Origin of the sequence: Rhizobium sp. Root491 (genome assembly GCF_001427205.1) — a bacterium.
GTDB classification, from domain to species: domain Bacteria; phylum Pseudomonadota; class Alphaproteobacteria; order Rhizobiales; family Rhizobiaceae; genus Agrobacterium; species Agrobacterium tumefaciens.
In genome coordinates this window covers 281,835-301,715 of the sequence record NZ_LMFF01000012.1, presented here as the reverse complement: position 1 = coordinate 301,715, position 19,881 = coordinate 281,835, and the positions used below count along the sequence as shown (strand labels likewise).

The following is a 19,881-nucleotide window of genomic DNA, read 5'->3' as shown; positions in this document are numbered from 1 at the left end:
GAGCCAGAATGGCACTCACCTCTCGTCTTGCCACAGTCACGTTCGGCGTTTTTCTCTCCGTCGCCGCTTTCGGGTCGGCTTTCGCAACTGATGTCTTCGATCTTTCGCCAGACCAGCCTGGCCGGATCAGGGTAGAAAAAGACCCCGGCGCGATCGCCGCCATCCCGAAAGATTTCAAATTCATCACCCCGGGCAAACTCACGGTCGCGGTTGCACCTGGCGGACCACCGCTCGCGACCTATGCGACGGACGCCAAGACCGTGGTGGGTGCCGATCCGGACTATGCGCTTGCGGTGGCTGATAGTCTCGGCCTTGAGCTTGAGCTGGTTGCTGTCGCCTGGGCCGACTGGCCGCTGGGGCTTGCCTCCGGCAAATACGATGCTGTAATCTCCAATGTCGGGGTGACCGAGCAGCGCAAGGAGAAGTTCGACTTCTCCACCTATCGTCAGGGCCTGCACGGCTTTTTCGTGAAGTCCGACAGCGGCATCACCGCCATAAATGAGCCGAAGGATGCGGCGGGCCTGAAGATCATCGTCGGCGCTGGCACCAATCAGGAGCGTATTCTGCTGAAATGGAATGACGAGAATGTAGCCGCCGGTTTAAAACCGCTCGAGCTGCAATATTATGACGACGAGGCCACCCGGCTTGTCGCGCTTTCTGCCGGGCGGGCCGATGTGATCGTACAGCCGCATGCGCAGCTGGTCTTCATCGCCGCGCGTGACAAGACCATCAAGCGTGTCGGAACACTCTCCGCCGGCTGGCCGGAACGTTCGGATGTCGCCATCACCACCCGCAAGGGTTCGGGATTGGCCGATGCGCTGACGCTCGCCACCAACGATCTGATCAAGAGCGGCGCTTACGCGAAGATACTGGAACGCTGGCAGCTTTCGGAAGAGGCCTTGCCGGAATCGAGAACCAACCCACCCGGCCTGCCGAAAAGCTGACCGGTCGAATAAATGCGGTGGACGGCAGCACCCGCAGGTCATGCCTGCGGGTGCTGTTTTGATTCGTCTGTTGGCCTGCGCAGAACAATCAGAAATCCGCGACCTTGCCCCATGACGAGTCAAGGAAACGGCTGGGATGATACGGGGCGGGGTCAACGATCGGGGTTGAACCCGTCACGATATCGGCGATCAGGTGGCCAGCGCCGGGGCCGATGCCGAAACCGTGGCCGCTGAAACCGGCGGCGAGGATGAAGCCGGGCAATTCGCTGGTCTCGCCGATGGCGGGCACACCATCCGGCGTGCTGTCGATGAAGCCGGCCCAGGCAGCGGATATCTGGGTTTTGCGGAGTGCAGGCAAAAGTTCCAGCGCCCTTTTGTGGGTCTCACGGATGGCGGCGGCATTCGGTTTCGGATCGAGAATACGAACCCGCTCCATCGGCGTCGGCGCATCGAGCCGCCAGTGTTTCAGCGTTTCGTGCCCACCGCGAATCCCTTCCAATCCACCCGGCCGCAGGCTGCGCCAGCGCTTGAGGAACATCGGAACGAATTCGCGTGCAAACCGCATCTGCTGCGCGGTCGGGTCGATGCGACCGAGGCCGCTGATGGCGAGCGTGTAACCGCCGTTGCTCCGGCGTGTTACAGAAACGGCTTTTGTATGCAGCGCATCCGGCAGTCCTTCCGCACCTGCTGTGACGGACAGGATTGAGGAGCGGACAGCGGCCTGCGGAAAACGAATTCCGAGCTGGCGGCAGAAGGACGAGGCCCAGGCGCCGCCGGACATGATGGCGGTTTTGGTGCGGATCGTGCCTTTTTCGGTAACGACGGCGCTAACGCGACCACCTTCCGTCTCCAGACCGCGCGCGGCGCAATTCTGGTGCACCGTTCCGCCCAGCTTCATGAGGGCACGCGCGACGGCCGGCGCCGCCATCGAGGGATCGGCGGTGCCGTCCGTTGGCGAAAAGACGCCACCCTTCCAGCGTTTCCCAGTCGCGCGTCCGCGGTTGCTCGCCTCATCCGCGCTCAACATATGCGTCGTCACGCCTGCGGTGATGGCAAAGTCGCGCCAGCGCGCCCAGCCGGCAATTTCAGCTTCGTTGTCGCTCAGGTAGAACAATCCGCAGCGGCGAAAACCGGTGTCTTCGCCGCTTTCTGCGGCAAACCGTTCCCAGAGCGTAAGGCTCTGCGTTGAAATCGGCAATTCGCGGGCGTCGCGGTTCTGCTGCCGGCACCAACCCCAGTTGCGGCTGGATTGCTCCGCGCCGACAAGACCTTTTTCGACAAGAGCCACTTTCAGGCCACGCCGGGCGAGGTAATAGGCTGCGAACACGCCGACGATACCGCCGCCGATAATGACGGCGTCCGCCGATTTCGGCAGTTCCGGTGATGTCGTGATCTGTTGCAGCGGCGCAGGCATGGTGGGGCTCCTTGTATTCGTCTTAATTTACCTTGGTCGCCGGGTAAACGCTGCCAGACTGCGCCGATTGCCGGAATCTCCTGCTGTTCGTAGCCATGTCTGCAACTCTTTATGCTGGATGAAAAAAACATCCCCGCGTCGACAGGGCACGCTCATGTGATAAGATTTCCATGGCCGCGTCAGAATTTTATGCCGCGTGCACGAAAAAATATAAAAGGGGTTCCGCACGTGATGAAACTTGACCGGATCGATATCAAGATCCTTTACGAACTCCAGAAAAATGGTCGCATCACCAATGTCGAGCTGGCGGAGCTTGTCAATCTCTCGCCAAGCCCCTGCCTGATGCGCGTCAAGAAGCTTCAGGCCGAGGGCTATATCGAAGGTTATTCGGCACAGATCAACATCAACAAGCTCGGCCAGACGCTGACGGTATTTACCGAGATCACGCTCAAGAACCACCGCCAGATCGACTTCGCCCGTTTTCTCGGCGTTATAGAAAAGATCGATCAGGTCGTGGAATGCCACCTCGTTTCAGGCGGTTACGATTACCTCCTGAAATTCGTCACCTCCGGCATCGTCGAATATCAGTCGATCATGGAGCGGCTGACGGACATGGATGTCGGTATCGACAAATATTTCAGCTTCGTTGTGCTGAAATCTCCGATCATCAAATCGCATATGCCGCTGACCAGCCTGTTTCCGCTTTGAGGTGGAAGACGTCCCTTTGCAGGGGCGCCAGAGTATCGAGATACGTCGCTTCATACTCAACGTCATCCTAGGGACGAGCCCGAGGATGACGAAAGTGATGTTGTCACCTCTTGGAAAACGCCCGCACCAACTCTGCATCCTGCTGAAGATTGTCGAGCCATTTCGGGTCGAGCTTCGGTACCGAGGAGAACAGGAGCTTCGAATAGGGATGGGTCGGCGACTTGATCGCTTCCGTTGCCAGATGCTCCACTTTCTGCCCGCCATACATCACGACGATTTCGTCGCAGATGGTTTCCACCACAGAGAGATCGTGGCTGATGAAGATGTAGGAGAGGTTCAGCTCTCGCTGGAGTTCGCCGAGCAGGTCGATGATCGCGGCTGCGACGACCGTATCAAGCGCCGAGGTAATTTCATCGCAAATGATGAGCGACGGTTCTGCTGCGAGCGCGCGGGCGAAGTTGACGCGTTGCTTCTGTCCGCCCGATAGGCCGGAAGGATGGCGGTGGCGAACCGAGCGCGGCAGCTTCACCATATCCAGCAACTGGTCGATCCGGGCGTCGCGCGCCTTGCCTCTCATGCCGTGATAAAAGGTCAGCGGCCGGCCGAGAATATCCTCGATGGATTTGGCCGGGTTGAGCGCCGTATCGGCATATTGGAAGACGATCTGCATGCGGCGCAATTGATCGCTGGTGCGTTGGCGGGCATCGGCATCCAGCTGCCGACCTTCGAAGATGACATGACCGCTGGCGGCGGGCAGAATGCCGGCAATGGCGCGCGCCAGCGTCGATTTTCCGCAACCGGATTCGCCGATGATGCCGAGATTGCGTCCGGGATAGACTGCAAGGCTGAGGGAATCGACCGCACGCACCAGCGGCATATGGTCGTCACCTTTCGTTCCATATCCGGCGATCAGCTTCTCGATATCCAGCAGCGGCTTCGCGTCACTTTGTTTTAGCGGCGCTACGGTGCGTACCTTGTCATTAAAAGCGGTGAGCAACTCCCGCGTATAAGGATGCTGGGCATTCTCGAGAATATCCGTGGTCGTACCGGTTTCCTGTATCTCGCCGCCTTTCAGCACCACGATCCGGTCGGCAATCTGGGCGACGACTGCGAGATCGTGCGAAACATAAACGCCTCCGATACCGCCCTTGCGCATCGCTGATTTGAAGGCGCGGAGAACCTCGATCTGTGTCGTTACGTCGAGTGCCGTGGTCGGTTCGTCGAAAATGACCAGGTCCGGGTTGCCGATCAGCGCCATGGCTGCGGAGAGACGCTGAAGCTGGCCGCCGGAAACCTGGTGCGGATAACGGTCGCCGATGGTTTCGGGATTGGGCAGCGACAATGCCTTGAACAGTTCCACCGCTCTTTGGCGCGCCTCCTGCGGCGGCATCAGATCGTGGATGCGGGTGACCTCTATGACCTGGTCGATAATCTTTTGCGCCGGATTGAAGGCGGCTGCGGCGCTTTGAGGGACGTAGGAGATTTTCGTACCGCGGATCTTCGCCCGTTCCATTTCGGAAAGCTGTACCATGTCGCGGCCTGCCACCGTGACGCTGCCGCCGGAAATACGGCAGCCTGGGCGGGCATATCCCATCAATGTCAGTGCAATGGTGGTCTTGCCGGAGCCGCTTTCGCCGATCAATGCGACTATCTCGCCATCGGCGATATCGATGTCTACACCCCTGATGATTTGGATGCGGCGGCCGGAATCGGTGGTCGCCTCGACTTTAAGTCCACGGATTTCAACAAGATTTGTCATTATTCGCTCCTGTCGCGGATTTTCTGCGGCAGATTGTCGATCAGCAGATTGACGCTGATCGTCAGGCTGGCAATCGCCAACGACGGAAAGATCACGGCTGGCGCGGCAAAGGGCAGGCCGCCGATGTTTTCACGCACCAGCGCACCCCAGTCTGCATTCGGCGGCTGCAGGCCGAGACCGAGGAAGGAAAGGCCCGACAGAAGCAGCACGATGAATACAAAGCGCACGCCGAGATCGGCCAGCACGGGACGGATGATGTTGGGCAGGATTTCGGAGCTGATGAGGTGCAAGAGGCTCTCGCCGCGCACGCGGGCCACGGTGACGAAATCCATAGTGTTGACATTGACGGCGAGCGCCCGGGCAAAGCGATAAGCGCCCGGCGTATAGATTACCGACAGGGTGACGATCAGCACAGGAATGGAGGAGCCAACGGCAGCGACAACCACAAGTCCGAAAAGCTTGCTTGGAATGGAGTTCACCGCATCGAGAAAACGGCTGAGGGCCGCATCGAACCAGCCGCCGACCACGGCAGCGCTCATGCCGAGAACGACGCCCGACACGCAGGCGATCGTGACGGCCGCAAGTGAAATGCCGACCGTGAAACGCGCGCCCATGAGAATGCGGGAAAACACGTCGCGGCCGAGATAGTCGGAGCCGAGCCAGAGATCGGAGGTCATCGGACCGAAATAATCGAGATCGACGATTTCACCGACGGGATGCGGGATGAGATAGGGCGCAAAGATCGCAACCATGGCCCAGAGAAAAATGACGAGAAAGCCGAAAACGCCGACGACGTTGATTTTGTAACCCAAGCGCGAGGTCCCCGAAGTTGTTTTGATATTGTCGGTCATCAGCGCAGCCTCGGATTGGACATGATGGCGATGATATCGGCGGTTGTGATGAGGAGGAGATAACCGACGCAGAAAATCATTGCGCAGCTCTGGATCAGTGGCAGGTCGCGGGTCGCGACGCCATCAACCATCAGCTTGGCGATGCCTGGATAATTGAAGATAGTCTCAACGATGATGACGCCGCCGACGAGATAGGAAAGCGACAAAGCAACCGCATTGACGATGGGGCCAAGCGCATTGGGAAGTGCGTGGCGCAGGACGATGCGCATGCGCGGTGCGCCCTTCAGGAGCGCCATTTCTACATAGGGCGTATCGAGCGTCTCGATGACGGCGGCGCGGCTCATGCGGATCATCTGTGCCGACACGACGAAGGTGAGCGTGATGACCGGCATGGCGTAAACCCGCAGCACATCGAACACGGTATGCACCTCGCTGACCAGCGACAGGGCTGGCAGCCACTTCAGATATACGGCGAACAGCAGAACCGCGAGCGTCGCGATCATGAATTCCGGTACCGAAATGACACCGATGGTCAGGATGGTGACGGCGCGATCATAAAGCGTTCCACGCAGCATGGCGGAGCTGATGCCGAGCGTCAGGGCCAGCGGCACGGCGATAACAGTGGTGATGCCGGCAAGCTTCATGGAGTTGACGAAACGTGGGCCTATGAGGTCGGCGATCGCCATATTGTTGGCGTAAGACGTGCCGAGTTCGCCGTGCAGCAGGCCAAAAAGCCAGCGGACAAAACGCAGAAGGGCCGGGTCGTCGAGATGCATGGCGGTGCGCAGACCAGCCACGGCCTCCGGCGTTGCCGACTGGCCAAGAAGGATCGTTGCCGTGTCGCCGGGCAGCAGGCTGGTGGCGGAAAAGACGATAAACGATACGATAAGCAGCGTCGTCAGCATGACGACCAGCCGCCTGGCGATAAGGGAGAGTATCCGGCTGTTCATTTACATGCTCCTGCGACCTGCCTGGATCATGATGATTTCAGGCCCGATCGACCTGAAATCATCATGATCCAAATTATGTGGCTGGAGCGAGATATCAGGCGAAAACCGCTTGTTTTTCAAAGTGTCGCTCCAGCTGTGGAGGCTTCCCGCACCGGCGGAAAGGTTGCCGGGCGCATCAGCGCCCGGCCCCTTGGTCTATCAGGCTTCGAGCCAGACGTATTCAGCAAACGCGTAACCCATCATGCCGCCTAGCGGATTGGCTTCCAGACCCTTCAGCTTGGAGGTGATGGCGTCGACATTGGTGATATAGGCGGGAATGATGGTGCCGGCTTCGTCGGCGATCATCTTTTCCATTTCGAAGTAGATCTGCTTGCGCTTGTCCATGTCCAGCATGCCGCGTGCTTCGAGCATCATCTTGTCGAACTTCGGCGACTTGTACTGGCTTTCGTTCCACGGCGCGTCGGAGGCGTAAAGCAGCGAGAACAGAATATCCGGGGTCGGGCGCGGGTTGATATTGCCGAAGTGAATAGGCGCCTTGAGCCAGTAATTGCTCCAGTAACCGTCCGAGGGAACGCGCTGCACATCCAGCTTTACACCGATTTCTGCGGCCGACGCCTGGATGATCATCGCCATGTCCACGGCAGAGTTTGCAGCATCCGAGGTGATGACGGGGATGGACTGACCGATAAGACCCGCTTTTTCAAAGTGGAACTTCGCCTTATCAGGATCGAAGGCCTTCGGCTTGAGGTCCGGATTGTGGTAGGGGCTCATGGGCGGCACTGGCTGGTCGTTGCCGACTTCGCCGAGGCCACGCAGAGCCGCCTTGACGATCTGCTCGCGGTTGACGATCGACTTCATGCCAGCGATGAAATCGGCATTGTTGCCGGGCGTCTGGTCCAGCCGCATATTGAGGTTGGTGTAGTTGCCGGACGTTCCCTTGGACAGAACGATGCCTTCCTGCTTGTCGAGAAGGCGCAGCGAACGCGGATTGATAGCCGCTGCGAGGTGGATATCGCCCGAAATGAGGGCGTTAACGCGGGCATTGTCTTCGGCAATCGCGAAAAATTCGAAGCTATCGACGTGCGGACCACCCTGTTTCCAGTAATTGGTGTTTTTCGACATGATCGAGCGGACGCCGGGTTCGAATTTCTCCAGCTTGAAGGCACCGGTGCCGTTCCCCTTGGAGAAATCGGTCGCGCCATCGGCAACGATCATGAAGTGATGCAATGCCAGGATGGCCGGCAGGTCTGCATTCGCGTTTGCCAGCGTGATCTCGACGGTGCTCTTGTCGATCGCCTTGAAGCCGGTCATCTGGGCGGCGATCTTGGCGACCTTCGAACCAACGGCCGGGTCAAGGTGACGCTTCAGCGAATAGACCACGTCATCGGCGGTCAGTGCCTTGCCGTCATGGAAGGTGACGCCGGAACGCAGCTTCACGGTCCAGGTCTTGGCGTCCTTCGTTTCGATGGATTCGGCCAGCTCCATCTGGGGCGTGCCGGAAACATCGAGGAAGCTCAGCCGGTTATAGAGCGCGCAGCAACGAACGTAATCCGTCGAAAGCGAGGCTTTTGCGGGGTCGAGCGTGTCGGCCGTGGAGGAGGACCAGCCGGCCGCCTTCAGCGTGCCGCCGGAAACGGGAGTGGCCGCCAGAGCCTGCGAGGCGCGGCCGAGAATGGCCGAACCGGCGGAAAGTGCTACGCCGCCGGCCAGCATCATGTGAAGCAGCTCTCGCCGCGTCGCGCCGCGACGGATAGCCTGTTCAACGGCGGCATCGTCAGAGCGGGTCCAATTTGTAATCCTGTCACTCATGGTCTTCCCCTTTTGTATGATTTGTTGAAATGGCATCTGCAGTAATTTTCGGCATCCACGCCCCAGTGCGCGTCATGCCACAGGCGGTTCAGCGGCCCGAGTGTCTCGTGGCCTCGGCAAGGCCGGCCATCGAGGTGAAATGGTAGTCCGGTTCGGTAAAGTTCTTCGGCTCGATGGTGCCGCCATATCCCTTCTGGGCGTGGCGGCGCTCTATCCAGCAATTGGTCATCCCGAGTTTCCGTGAAATGCCGATATCGTGGTACTGGCTCTGCGCAACGTGCAGAATGTCGTCCTTCGATGCGCCTTCGCTTTCAACGAAGGCGAAAACCTTCTCGAAGAATGCGGGATCCGGCTTTTCCGTGCCGGTATCATCTGCTGTGAAAGCGGCGTAAAAGGGACTACCGAGTTCCTTCGAGAAATACTCGAAGGCCCAGCGCTGGGCGTTGGTCATGGCAATGAGACGATGCGTCTTTGCAAGCTCGGCCATCGCGGCACGGCTGTCTTCAAAGCCTTTCCAGTTTTTTGCCGCGTCGCGCAGGCGCTCACCCAGAGCGCGCTCCGCCGGCAAACCGAGTTCCGGAGCGATGATCAGGTAGACGCGGACGAGATCGTCCGGAAACAGATCGGTGGCGTCGGAGTAACGCGCCGCGCGGTAAAGGCTAAGCGCCTTTTCACCGTCGACCTCAACGCCGTTTTCAGCGCCGATCTGGATCAGGGTCGATTTCAAGCCACCTTCGAAATCGATGAGAGTTCCCACCACGTCGAAGCTCATATATTTGAAGTCGCTCAGTTTCTTGGGCAATGTCGGTCTCCGCTTTGCCGCGCAGAGCCCTTGGGAAGGCTGCGGCATTTTATTCTGTTCCCGGACGGGATCCTTGTCCCGTTCCCATTCTTGCTAACGCCCTTTTTTATGGCGTTTAGTGCTTTTTCTGTTGATAGTTTGGCAGTTCCAGCGCGCCGGATTCTCCGAAAAGGATCGGGTCTTCGGCAGAATATTGCGAATATGTGCGGCGTTGCGACATTTCGAGAAGGTGCCGCAACGCCATCCACTGTTCGCCTCAGGCCATGGCGGCCCGCACTGCCGGGTCCTCGAGCGTCTGGTCGAGGGTTTTCCGCGTCCGCTCTATAATGGCGTCGATCTCGTCATCGGTGCAACACAGCGGCGGCGCGTAGCCGAGGATGCCGTTGGCGAAGGCGCGCACGATGAGGCCGTTTTCCCAGGCGCGATCAAAAACCTTGCGTGCAGGGGCCGCTGCAGCTGGCAGCGGGGTTTTCTTCTCTTTGTCGGTCACGAGTTCGATAGCGGCGAGCATGCCCCGGCCGCGCACATCGCCAACCAGCGGATGGCTTCTCAATCCTTCCAGCCCGGCCATCAGCCGCTCACCGGCGCGCCGGCCGTTTTCCAGCAGCCCGCCCTCGTAAAGTTTCAGCACTTCGAGACCAACGGCGGCACTGACGGGATGGGCGGAATAGGTATAACCGTGCCCGACCGCGGCATCGCCGGCGAAGTCGGCTATTGTATCATAAACATGGTCGGCCATGAAGACGGCGCCCATTGGCACATAGCCCGAAGTCAGACCCTTGGCGGCCGTGATGAAGTCCGGCACGATATCTTCGTCGGCACAGGCAAACAGTGGTCCCGTGCGGCCGAAGCCGGTGATGACTTCGTCGGCAACGAAGAGAATGCCGTAGGAACGGCAGAGTTCTCGCATGGCCTTGATCCAGCCAGGCGGCGGCACCAGAACGCCACCGGAGCCCTGAATGGGCTCGGCATAAAAGGCGGCGACCCGCTCCGGGCCGATAGCTTCGATCTTGTCCTTCAGGATTTGCAGGGAAGAGGCGATGATGGCGGCGGGGTCGCTGCCGACCGGATTGCGATAGGCATAGTGAGACGGAATTTTGTGCTGCCAGTCGTAAGGCACGCCGAAACCTGCATGGAAGGCGGGAAGCGCAGTCAAGCCTGAACCGGCGGTGGTGGAGCCGTGATAACCCTGTTCGATGGAAATGAACTGGTCGCGCTGCGGCTGGCCTTTGGCGTGCCAGTAATAGCGGATGAAGCGGATGGTGCTGTCCACCGCGTCGGATCCGCCAAGCGTGAAATAGACGTGGTTGAGGTCGCCGGGCGCGCGGTCGGCGAGTTCGGAGGCGAGGCGGATGGCGGGTTCGCTGCCAATGTCGAAATAGGCAGTGGCATAGGGCAGTTCACGCATCTGCTTTGCCGCCGCTTCCACGATGCTGTCATGCCCATAGCCTGCATTGACGCACCAGAGGCCGGCAAAACCGTCGATCAGCTGGTGGCCGGTCATGTCGGTAATCGTGGCACCCTTTGCCGATTTCAGCACGCGAACGCCAAGCTTTTCATGGCCGCGGAAGGAAGAGACAGGGTGCACCAGATGGGCGCGGTCGAGCTCGGTCAGTGAATTGCTTAACATGGGTCTCTCCGGATTCAGCCCAGCGCCTGGCTGGTCAACGCGAATGTTTTCAGTTTTTTGTCGGCAGAGGTTTCCGCCTTCGGCCGGCGCATGGCGATGCCGCCACCGACATGGGCAAGACCGTATTCGGCAAGCCAGGGACCGAGGCCCGTCTCGGTAGTGGTGTCTACGCGCAGGAATGCGCCGGGGCGCTCGGAAACGACGAAGGCAATCAAATCCTTTGCGATTTCAGCAGTTTCCGCGACAATCGGGCCGATGACTTCACCACGGCCAAAGGCGCGAAGGCCTGCAAAGCCCATGATGGCGCCATGCTGTTGAACCACCGCAAACCGTGCCCTATCCGCAAGCTCGGTAAAGAGTGCCGTACGATCCGCACCGAATGCCTGCGCGTCGAGTGCGGCTAGCTCGGCCGGTACAATCGTTTCTGCCCATTCCACGTTATCGGGCTTATCGGCGGCCGTAGGAATTCCCTGGTGCTGACGCACCTCGCAGCATGCGACGAACCCCATCTTCTCATAGAGGGGGAGGCCTTCAGCGGTGGCGGTCAGACGGCACTCGCGATTTTCCGCAGCATCGACGACCGCCTGCATCAGCTTGCGTCCGAGACCACGGCCGCGCATGGCCTCGTCCACGATCACCATGTTGACGGTGGCGCAGGTGTCTCCGAGAAGCGTGGCCATTGCGGTTCCGACGACGCGACCGTTTTCGATAGCGACGAAACCCTTGCTCAGTGAAAGGACGAGCGCCCAGTCTTCCCGGCGGTGTGGCCAACCGGCCTGGCGGGAAAGCTCGACGGCGGCGTCGAGGTGTTGCGGCTCAAATTTCTGGATATCGATGAGGCTGGCTTGCATGGCCCAACTCCGTTTTATTCTTCATGTTCATTGATAGACCGGCGGCAAAAGAACATTGTCCCGACGAATGGCAAGGTTCGATATGTTTCACTGTTGCTTTTACCCGCCGCCGCATCTTATGCCGCACATCATCTGCTTCCATCCGCAGAACGGGGGTGGGCGGCGGCTTCCGGTTTTATCGCACGCAACTCTCTGCCAAACTGGCGGCTGCATACGCAACAATCTGCTTTCGCGAATGGCAATTGCAGTGCGTCGACCGGGCAAAGGCCTCTATGATCTTGTTATTGCAGCCACCACCCATCCCCAAGCAAGGACGACGACGACATGACCATCTTCCGCCCGAAATACATCACTTTCGATTGCCACGGTACGCTGATTCATTTCCAGATGGCAGAAGCTGCCCGCGATCTCTATGGTGATCGTCTGGGCGAGGCCGAGATGCAGCAATTCATCAAGGACTTCTCTGCCTATCGCCTGGACGAGGTCATGCATGACTGGAAGCCTTATGCCGAAGTTGTCCATAACGCCCTGTCGCGCACCTGCAAGCGCAACGGTGTGGCCTTCAAGGACGAAGATGCGGTAATGGTGTATGAGCGCGTTCCGACATGGGGTCCGCATGCGGACGTTCCGGCCGGTCTGGCGAAGGTTGCCAAGGAAATTCCGCTGGTCATTCTGTCTAACGCCATGAATTCGCAGATCATGTCGAATGTGGCAAAGCTTGGCGCGCCGTTCCATGCTGTCTATACCGCCGAACAGGCGCAGGCCTACAAGCCGCATTTCAAGGCTTTCGAATATTTGTTCGACATGCTCGGCTGCGGCCCGGAAGATATTCTGCACGTCTCGTCCTCCTTCCGCTACGACCTGATGTCCGCGCACGATCTCGGCATCAAGAACAAGGTCTGGGTCAACCGCGGCCACGAACCGGCAAACCCCTATTACGGTTATACGGAGATCTCCGATATTTCCGGTCTCGCGGGCGTCGTTGGACTGTAAGGAAGGACCGGATCATGAAGCTCGTCTCCTATTGGCACGACACGGCGCCCCTGTTTGCGGGGGCGGCGCAAGGTCCTGTCGAAGGCCATTACGATGTGGCCGTCATTGGTGGCGGCTTCACGGGTCTGGGTGCTGCGCGCCAGCTGGCAAAAGTGGGCGCGCGCGTGGTTGTTCTTGAAGGACAGCGCGTCGGCTGGGGTGCTTCCGGGCGCAATGGCGGCCACCTCAACAACGGGCTGGCCCACTCCTACCTCTCCGCCAAGGCGGAACTCGGCAAGGAGCGCGCCATCGCGCTCTACAAGGCGCTGGATGCCTCGATCGACACGCTGGAAAGCCTGATCGCCGAGGAAGGGATCGATTGTAATTTCCGCCGCGCCGGCAAGCTGAAAATGGCTTCGAAACCGCAGCATTTCGAAAGTCTGGCTAAAAATTTCGAGGCTGTTCATGCCGAGGTGGATCCCGACACGGCGCTTCTGTCGGTTGACGATCTCAAGGCGGAAATCGGCTCTCCCTTTTATGGCGCCATGCTGTCCAAGAAGAGCGCTATGATGCATATGGGCCGCTATGTGGCCGGCCTTGCGCAGGCCGCCAGCCGCCATGGCGCGGTCATCTTCGAAAATGCGGCGGTGACGAAACATACTCAGAACGGCAAGACACACACGCTGGAAACGGCGCGCGGCAAGGTCACCGCGGATAATGTTCTTGTGGCAACCGGCGCCTACACGCCCTCCGGTTTCGGCTATTTCCGCCGCCGCATCATCGCGGTCGGCAGTTTCATCATCGCCACGCGGCCGTTGACGGATGCCGAGATCAAGGCGTCCGTCCCGGGTAACCGCACCTACGTCAACACCATGAATATCGGCAATTATTTCCGCCTTGCACCGGACAACCGGTTGATCTTCGGCGGCCGCGCGCGCTTTTCCACGACATCGGACCAGCGTTCGGATGCCAAAAGTGGCGCGATCCTGATGGATAGCCTGCACCGCATATTCCCGCAGCTTGCGCATGTGCCTATCGATTATTGCTGGGGCGGACTGGTTGATATGACTAAGGACCGTTATCCCCGCGCCGGTTTCCATGACGGCGTCTGGTACGCCATGGGCTATTCCGGCCACGGCGCCCAGCTTTCCACCCATCTGGGCATGATCATGGCTGACGCCATTCTGGGCCGCCCGGACAACAACCCGCTGAAGGGGATGGACTGGCCGGCGGTGCCTGGCCATTTCGGCAAGCCCTGGTTTCTTCCCTTGGTGGGGCTTTATTACAAGATGCTGGATAAGATTCAGTAGCGCGTTAGTTCATTCCTTCGTCATGCCGGACTTGATCTGGCATCCAGCCACTGCGCGCCTGCACGGTGAATAGTCTTTTACGATCAATGACGTGATCGCGCTGGACCCTGGATCTGGTCGGGGGTTACGACACGTGAATGCCGTGGCTTTGCCAAACCAATTCATGCCTCCAGATTTTTCTTCCACCCCTGGGAATGCTGCTTTTCAATTTCGCGCCAAAAAAAAGAAGGGCCGCAGAGCGGCCCTTTAGGCGGGGAGAAAGAAACAGTCTTCAGGCAAGCCCACCGATGTGGAACGTCTTCATTTCCAGATATTCCTCGATGCCGACCTGTGCGCCTTCGCGGCCGAGGCCAGATTGCTTGACGCCGCCGAAGGGGGCGACTTCGGTGGAGATCGCGCCGGTATTGAGGCCGACCATGCCGAACTCCAGCGCCTCGCCCACGCGCCAGGCGCGTTTGAGGCTTTCAGTGTAGAAATAGGCGGCAAGTCCGAAGGGCGTGCCGTTGGCGATCTCAATCGCCTCCTCTTCCGTCTCGAAGCGGAAGAGCGGGGCGACTGGCCCGAAGGTCTCTTCGCTCGCCAGCCGCATGGCGGTTGTTGCGCCCGTCAGCACCACCGGTGCGGTATATTGCGAACCTTCAGGCAGATCATGAGGCTTGGTAATGATCTCGGCGCCCTTGGAAACGGCGTCATTGATGTGCGCGCGGATTTTGGCGATTGCCGGCTCATTGATCATCGGACCGATGGAAACACCTAGCTCCGTTCCGGGTCCGACGCGCATGGCATCGACGCGATCAGCCAGTTTTTTCGCAAACGCATCGTAAACGCTCGCCTGAACGAGAATGCGGTTGGCGCAGACGCAGGTCTGACCGCCATTGCGGAATTTCGAAACGAGCGCGCCTTCGATGGCGAGATCGAGATCTGCATCGTCGAATACGATGAAAGGGGCATTGCCGCCGAGTTCCAGCGACAGTCGTTTTACACTGTCGGCCGCACCGCGCATCAGCAGCGAACCGACACGGGTAGAGCCCGTGAAGGAAATTTTCCGCACCGTCTCATTGGCCATGATCTCGTTGCCGATCTCCGTCGGCATGCCGGTGACGATGTTGATGACGCCAGCCGGAATGCCTGCACGTTCGGCGAGAACGCCGAGCGCTAGGGCCGAATAGGGCGTGAATTCCGAGGGCTTGATGACCACGGTGCAGCCAGCCGCCAATGCAGGTGCGACCTTGCGGGTGATCATGGCGTTCGGGAAATTCCACGGTGTGATGATGCCGCAGACACCGACCGGCTCCTTCAGCACCACGATACGGCGATCCGGCGTCGGAGAGGGAATGGTGCCGCCGCTGATGCGTCGGCCTTCTTCCGCAAACCACTTGACGAAGGATGCTCCGTAACGGATTTCGCCCTTGGCCTCTTCAAGTGGCTTGCCCTGTTCGATGGTCAACATCAGGCCGAGATCGTCGATGTGTTCGATCATCAACGCGAACCATTTTTCCAGAAGCGCCGCGCGCTCCGCGTGCGTTTTCTTCTTCCACGGCCCGAAGGCAGCGTTGGCGGCTTCGATGGCCGCGCGGGTTTCCACGCTGCCCATATCCGGCACGGTGCCGATCACAGCCTGCGTCGCCGGGTCGATCACGTCGACCGTCTTGCCTGATGCGGCCGCTTTCCATGCGCCGCCGATCAAACCCATCTGGCGAAAGAGTTCCTTATCCTTCAAGCCCTGCATTATCTGTCTCCGAAATCAGTCGAGAGCCGCGACAACTGCGGCAGTTATTACGTCTGTCTTGTCCTTGCCCGGCACAGTGCCAATACCCCGGCCGGTCGCCTTTTCCAGCGCCGCCATGACCCGCTTGGCCGCATCCGCCTCACCCAGATGCTCCAGCATCATGGCGCCGGACCAGATGGCGGCGATGGGGTTGGCAATGCCGAGATGGGCGATGTCAGGGGCCGAACCGTGCACCGGCTCGAACATGGAGGGTGCCGTGCGGTTGGGATTGATATTGGCGGAGGCGGCAAAACCCAGGCCGCCCTGAATGGCTGCGCCGAGATCGGTCAGGATATCGCCGAAGAGGTTTGAGGCGACCACTACATCAAGGCTTTCCGGCGCCATCACCATGCGCGCCGCCATGGCGTCGATATGATAACTGGAAACTTCAACATCCGGATATTCGGCGGCGAGCTTTTGCGTCACCTCGTCCCAGAACACCATCGAATATTTCTGGGCGTTGGATTTGGTGACGGAAGCCAACTTGCCGCGACGCTTTTGCGCCTGCTCGAAGCCGAAGCGCAGGATGCGTTCCACGCCCTTGCGGGTGAAGATGGAGGTTTCGACAGCGACCTCGTCTTCGGTGCCCTGATGGACGCGTCCGCCAGCACCGGAATATTCACCTTCGGTATTTTCACGGATGCAGAGAATGTCGAATCCATCCGCTTTCAACGGTCCCTGCACGCCGGGCAGAAGCCGGTGCGGGCGGATATTGGCGTATTGCACAAATGCCTTGCGGATCGGCAGAAGCAGGCCGTGCAACGATACCGAATCCGGCACCTCCGCTGGCCAGCCGACCGCGCCCAGCAGAATGGCGTCGAAGCCGCGCAGGGTCTCGATGCCATCCTTCGGCATCATCGCGCCGGTCTCCTTGTAGAAGGCGCAGGACCAGGGGAATTCGGTGCCTTCAAGCGCAAAACCGGAGCTTTTTGCTGCGGTGTTGAGAACCTGCCAGGCGGCATCAGTCACGCTTTTGCCGATGCCGTCTCCGGGAATGAGTGCGATGCGATGCGTTTTCAAGATGCTTCCCCTGTTACAGTCCGATCAGGACGCTTTTGCTCTTGCGGTTGGCGAGATAGGCCTCCCGTCCGAGATCCTTGCCGATGCCGGAGCGTTTGTAACCGCCGGTCGGCAGGATATGGTCGCGGGAGCGGCCATAACGATTGACCCAGATCGTTCCTGCCTGGATGGCGCGAGACAGGCGCATGACGCGCGAGATATCGCGGCTGAAAAGACCCGCGGCAAGACCGTAGGTCGGATGATCGGCGAGCGCCAGCGCCTCTTCTTCCGTCTTGAAGGTTTGCAGGGTCAGCACCGGCCCGAATATCTCCTCTGTGACAGCAGGGGAGGTCTGGTCGACATTTGCGATCAAGGTCGGCTGGTAGAAATAACCCGGACCGTCCATGATCGCGCCGCCCGTCAGGCATTCGCCGCCATGCGCGACAGCCGCCTGCACGATGCCGTCAATGCGCTGGCGCTGCACTTCGGAGATGATCGGCGAATACTGTGTTGCTTCGTCCCAGGTCGGGCCGGGCTTAACTGTCTTCATGCGAGCGATGATTGCGGCGGAAAGCGCCTCTGCGACACTCTCTTCAACGATGATGCGCGAGCCGGCAACGCAGGCCTGCCCGGCATTGGACAGAATATTGCCGGCGATCGCGGCGGCGGCTTTTTCGATATCGGCGTCTGCAAAAACCAGCTGCGGACTTTTGCCGCCCAGTTCCAGCGTCATGGGCTTGACGCCGGTACGCGCGATATTTGCCATGATGGCCGAACCTGCTGCCGTCGATCCGGTGAAGCTGACCTTGGAAATTTCGGGATGGCCGGTGATGGCATTGCCTGTCACTGGCCCGTCACCCAGCACGATGTTGATGAGCCCGGCGGGCAGCCCTGCCTTGATGGCCAGTTGCGCCATGAAAATGCTGGAGAAGGGCGTCATTTCCGATGGTTTCAGCACCACGGCATTGCCGGCTGCGAGTGCCGGGCCAAGCTTCCAGCCCGCCATGGACACCGGAAAATTCCAGGGCGTAATGGCGCCCACGACGCCATAGGGCTCGGTCATGATCATGCCGACGCTTGTATCGTCGGTCGGCACGAGATCACCGCCCTCCTTGTCTGCAAATTCGGCAAAGAAGCGGATCTGTTCGGCAGTGACGGCGATATCGCCGGCAATCAGGTGGCCCACGGGCCGGGTTGAGGAGAGCGCCTCGATTTTCGCCAGCGTCTCGGCTTCCTGCTCGATCAGGTCTGCCCAGCGTTGCAGCACCCTGGTGCGCTCGCGCGGGCGCACGCCGCCCCAGTTACTGCTCTTCAGTGCGGCTTTGGCGGTTTGCACCGCCTCATCGACAAGTGCCGCATCCGCCTTCGGGCAACCGGCATATTCGATACCGTCCGAAGGACGATGCATGTCAATGCCGTTTTTAGCCGGGATCAGCCGGTCGCCGATGAAATGGCCGATCGGCAGGGACAGGCTGTCTGGATCGAAGCTGAGCGTCATGGATGATCCTCTGTGGATATGCGCCAAAGCTACTCCCTGATGGCAAGCAGCATCGACCGACTGCGGCGGGGGCGGTGAACGAAAATCCTGTTTTGCTGGTGGCCCACAGCGCAATCTTCGGCGGGCATGAAGACCGCGCCGAAAACCTTGCGACGGGTCCGATCGAGGGCCGTAAATCCGGTCGAAAGGCATCCGGGCAGGATACCCATGTAAACCATGGCTGGCATCCACCTGCGGATTGCCAGCCATCGCTTTTCTCAAAAATGCCTCTCCATCAGCCGGGATGCCAGGCATGCTGTTCGGCAAATCATCCGTTCACGGTCACATAGATCTTGCGCACGGTTTCGATTGTCTTCCAGACGCCAACGAAACCGGGCTTCATGACGAAGCTGTCGCCCGCCGTGTAACGCAGCGGCGCGCCGCCCTCCGGTGTGATCTCGATAACGCCTTCGAGAATGTGGCAGAACTCGAATGTCTCGCCTTTGATCGAGCGGCTTTCGCCGGGGGTCGCTTCCCAGATGCCGGTATGCACGGTGCCATCACGGGCTTCATCTAGCGGCCAGGTTTTGAACGACGGGTCGCCGGCGATGAGGCGTTCGGGCAGGGCCTTGGAGGCTTTCGGTTCAAAGGTGGGATTGGTGTCGATGGTCTTGAGGAGAGACATGGGTGTCCTTTCTTGGAACGGTAGGATCAATATCCGCGGCTACGGTCAACGAGGCCGAGCGGTTCGAGACCGGATTCGTATCGTTTGATATTTTCGACGACGGTGCGGGCAGCGGAATGGGGCTGGGTGACGCTGGCAATATGCGGCGTCAGGAGAATTTTCGGATGGGTCCAGAAGCGGTGGTGTTTGGGCAGGGGCTCCGGATCGGTAACGTCAATCACCGCACCTGAAAGCCTATCGCTGTTGAGTGCATCGAGCAAAGCGTCATGATCGAGCTGTTTGCCGCGCCCGGCGTGAACCAGAGCAGCCCCTTCGGGAAGCATCCCCAGACGCTCGGCGTTCAGAAGCCCCGTGGTCTCGTCGGTGAGAGGCAGCAGGCAGACGAGAATATCGCTGGTGGAGAGAATGGATTTGAGGCCGTCGTCGCCATGATGGCAGGTGACGCCATCAATCTGACGCTGTGAGCGGCTCCAGCCGGAAAGCGGAAAGCCGAAAGGTTTCAGCCGCTCCAGCGCAGCAACGCCCAGCATGCCGAGGCCGAGAACGCCCACCCGGCACTCTTCCGCCTGACGCTGGGGCAGGGCATTCCACAGTTGCTGGCGCTGCTGGTTTAAATAGACCGGCAGGTTGCGGTGAAGGGTAAGTACGCCGAGGCAGATATATTCCTGCATCATGCGGATGATGCCCTCATCCACCATGCGTACGACCTTTACCGTCTCAGGGATCGCCTGGATGTGAAACTGGTCGACACCCGCGCCGATCGAAAACAGGACTTCGAGATTGCGATACCGGGCAATGTCCTGTGGTACCGTCCAGGTGATGAGGTAACGGACTGCGTCGGGATCGACGGTTGATGCATCCATCGAAAACGGCAGATCAGGCAGTGCTGCAGCTAGAGCCTGCCGGAAAATCTCGCCGCGCTTGGCGTCGGAATTGAAGAGAAAAGTCATCT

The 19,881-nt window shown here is 59.6% G+C and carries 17 protein-coding genes; 4 read left to right on the top strand and 13 right to left on the bottom strand.

Annotated elements, in window-relative coordinates; translation table 11 throughout:
- Window positions 1-8: 8 nt before the first annotated feature.
- On the top strand, window positions 9-944 hold the full coding sequence (locus tag ASD46_RS12290) for an ABC transporter substrate-binding protein (protein WP_060642328.1): 936 nt from the start codon (window positions 9-11) through the stop codon (window positions 942-944).
- Between the two features lie 88 nt (window positions 945-1,032).
- Here ASD46_RS12290 and ASD46_RS12285 read toward each other — a convergent pair whose 3' ends face one another.
- Window positions 1,033-2,358, bottom strand: a complete 1,326-nt coding sequence (locus tag ASD46_RS12285) for an NAD(P)/FAD-dependent oxidoreductase (protein WP_060642327.1) — start codon at window positions 2,356-2,358, stop codon at window positions 1,033-1,035.
- Between the two features lie 231 nt (window positions 2,359-2,589).
- Here ASD46_RS12285 and ASD46_RS12280 point away from each other — a divergent pair, with 231 nt between their 5' ends.
- Window positions 2,590-3,066: an Lrp/AsnC family transcriptional regulator gene (locus tag ASD46_RS12280; RefSeq protein WP_013761655.1), complete on the top strand. Its 477-nt coding sequence runs from the start codon at window positions 2,590-2,592 to the stop codon at window positions 3,064-3,066.
- Between the two features lie 103 nt (window positions 3,067-3,169).
- Here ASD46_RS12280 and ASD46_RS12275 read toward each other — a convergent pair whose 3' ends face one another.
- From ASD46_RS12275 to ASD46_RS12245, 7 genes are all read right to left on the bottom strand, one after another.
- Window positions 3,170-4,825, bottom strand: coding sequence for an ABC transporter ATP-binding protein (locus ASD46_RS12275; RefSeq protein WP_060642326.1), 1,656 nt, complete (start codon window positions 4,823-4,825; stop codon window positions 3,170-3,172).
- A complete protein-coding gene (locus ASD46_RS12270) occupies window positions 4,825-5,676 on the bottom strand; it encodes an ABC transporter permease (protein WP_013761653.1) in 852 nt (283 codons plus the stop codon). Before ASD46_RS12270 ends, ASD46_RS12275 begins: the two co-directional genes overlap by 1 nt.
- Entirely contained in the window at window positions 5,676-6,626 is a 951-nt protein-coding gene (locus ASD46_RS12265; RefSeq protein ID WP_003511075.1) for an ABC transporter permease, read from the bottom strand. The genes ASD46_RS12270 and ASD46_RS12265 overlap by 1 nt, the downstream gene beginning before the upstream one ends.
- Before the next feature lie 198 nt (window positions 6,627-6,824).
- Window positions 6,825-8,435: an ABC transporter substrate-binding protein gene (locus ASD46_RS12260; RefSeq protein ID WP_013761652.1), complete on the bottom strand. Its 1,611-nt coding sequence runs from the start codon at window positions 8,433-8,435 to the stop codon at window positions 6,825-6,827.
- An 88-nt stretch (window positions 8,436-8,523) separates the two neighbouring features.
- A complete protein-coding gene (locus ASD46_RS12255; RefSeq protein WP_060642325.1) occupies window positions 8,524-9,237 on the bottom strand; it encodes an HAD-IA family hydrolase in 714 nt (237 codons plus the stop codon).
- 256 nt (window positions 9,238-9,493) lie between these two features.
- Entirely contained in the window at window positions 9,494-10,867 is a 1,374-nt protein-coding gene (locus tag ASD46_RS12250; protein ID WP_060642324.1) for an aspartate aminotransferase family protein, read from the bottom strand.
- Window positions 10,868-10,881: 14 nt separating this feature from the next.
- Entirely contained in the window at window positions 10,882-11,718 is an 837-nt protein-coding gene (locus tag ASD46_RS12245; RefSeq protein ID WP_060642323.1) for a GNAT family N-acetyltransferase, read from the bottom strand.
- A gap of 324 nt (window positions 11,719-12,042) precedes the next feature.
- Between ASD46_RS12245 and ASD46_RS12240 the strand changes: the two genes are divergently transcribed.
- A complete protein-coding gene (locus tag ASD46_RS12240) occupies window positions 12,043-12,711 on the top strand; it encodes a haloacid dehalogenase type II (protein ID WP_003511068.1) in 669 nt (222 codons plus the stop codon).
- Window positions 12,712-12,725: 14 nt separating this feature from the next.
- Window positions 12,726-14,000, top strand: coding sequence for an NAD(P)/FAD-dependent oxidoreductase (locus ASD46_RS12235; protein WP_060642322.1), 1,275 nt, complete (start codon window positions 12,726-12,728; stop codon window positions 13,998-14,000).
- A 271-nt stretch (window positions 14,001-14,271) separates the two neighbouring features.
- Here ASD46_RS12235 and ASD46_RS12230 read toward each other — a convergent pair whose 3' ends face one another.
- From ASD46_RS12230 to ASD46_RS12205, 5 genes are all read right to left on the bottom strand, one after another.
- Entirely contained in the window at window positions 14,272-15,729 is a 1,458-nt protein-coding gene (locus ASD46_RS12230) for an NAD-dependent succinate-semialdehyde dehydrogenase (protein WP_060642321.1), read from the bottom strand.
- 15 nt (window positions 15,730-15,744) lie between these two features.
- A complete protein-coding gene (locus ASD46_RS12225; protein WP_060642320.1) occupies window positions 15,745-16,788 on the bottom strand; it encodes a tartrate dehydrogenase in 1,044 nt (347 codons plus the stop codon).
- Window positions 16,789-16,801: 13 nt separating this feature from the next.
- Complete coding sequence (locus ASD46_RS12220; RefSeq protein ID WP_003511064.1) at window positions 16,802-18,265, bottom strand: aldehyde dehydrogenase family protein; 1,464 nt, start codon at window positions 18,263-18,265, stop codon at window positions 16,802-16,804.
- 307 nt (window positions 18,266-18,572) lie between these two features.
- A complete protein-coding gene (locus ASD46_RS12210) occupies window positions 18,573-18,929 on the bottom strand; it encodes a cupin domain-containing protein (RefSeq protein WP_019564733.1) in 357 nt (118 codons plus the stop codon).
- 26 nt (window positions 18,930-18,955) lie between these two features.
- The gene (locus ASD46_RS12205) at window positions 18,956-19,879 is read right to left on the bottom strand and encodes a 2-hydroxyacid dehydrogenase (RefSeq protein WP_060642319.1); all 924 of its coding nucleotides are present in this window, start codon (window positions 19,877-19,879) and stop codon (window positions 18,956-18,958) included.
- Window positions 19,880-19,881 lie beyond the last annotated feature (2 nt).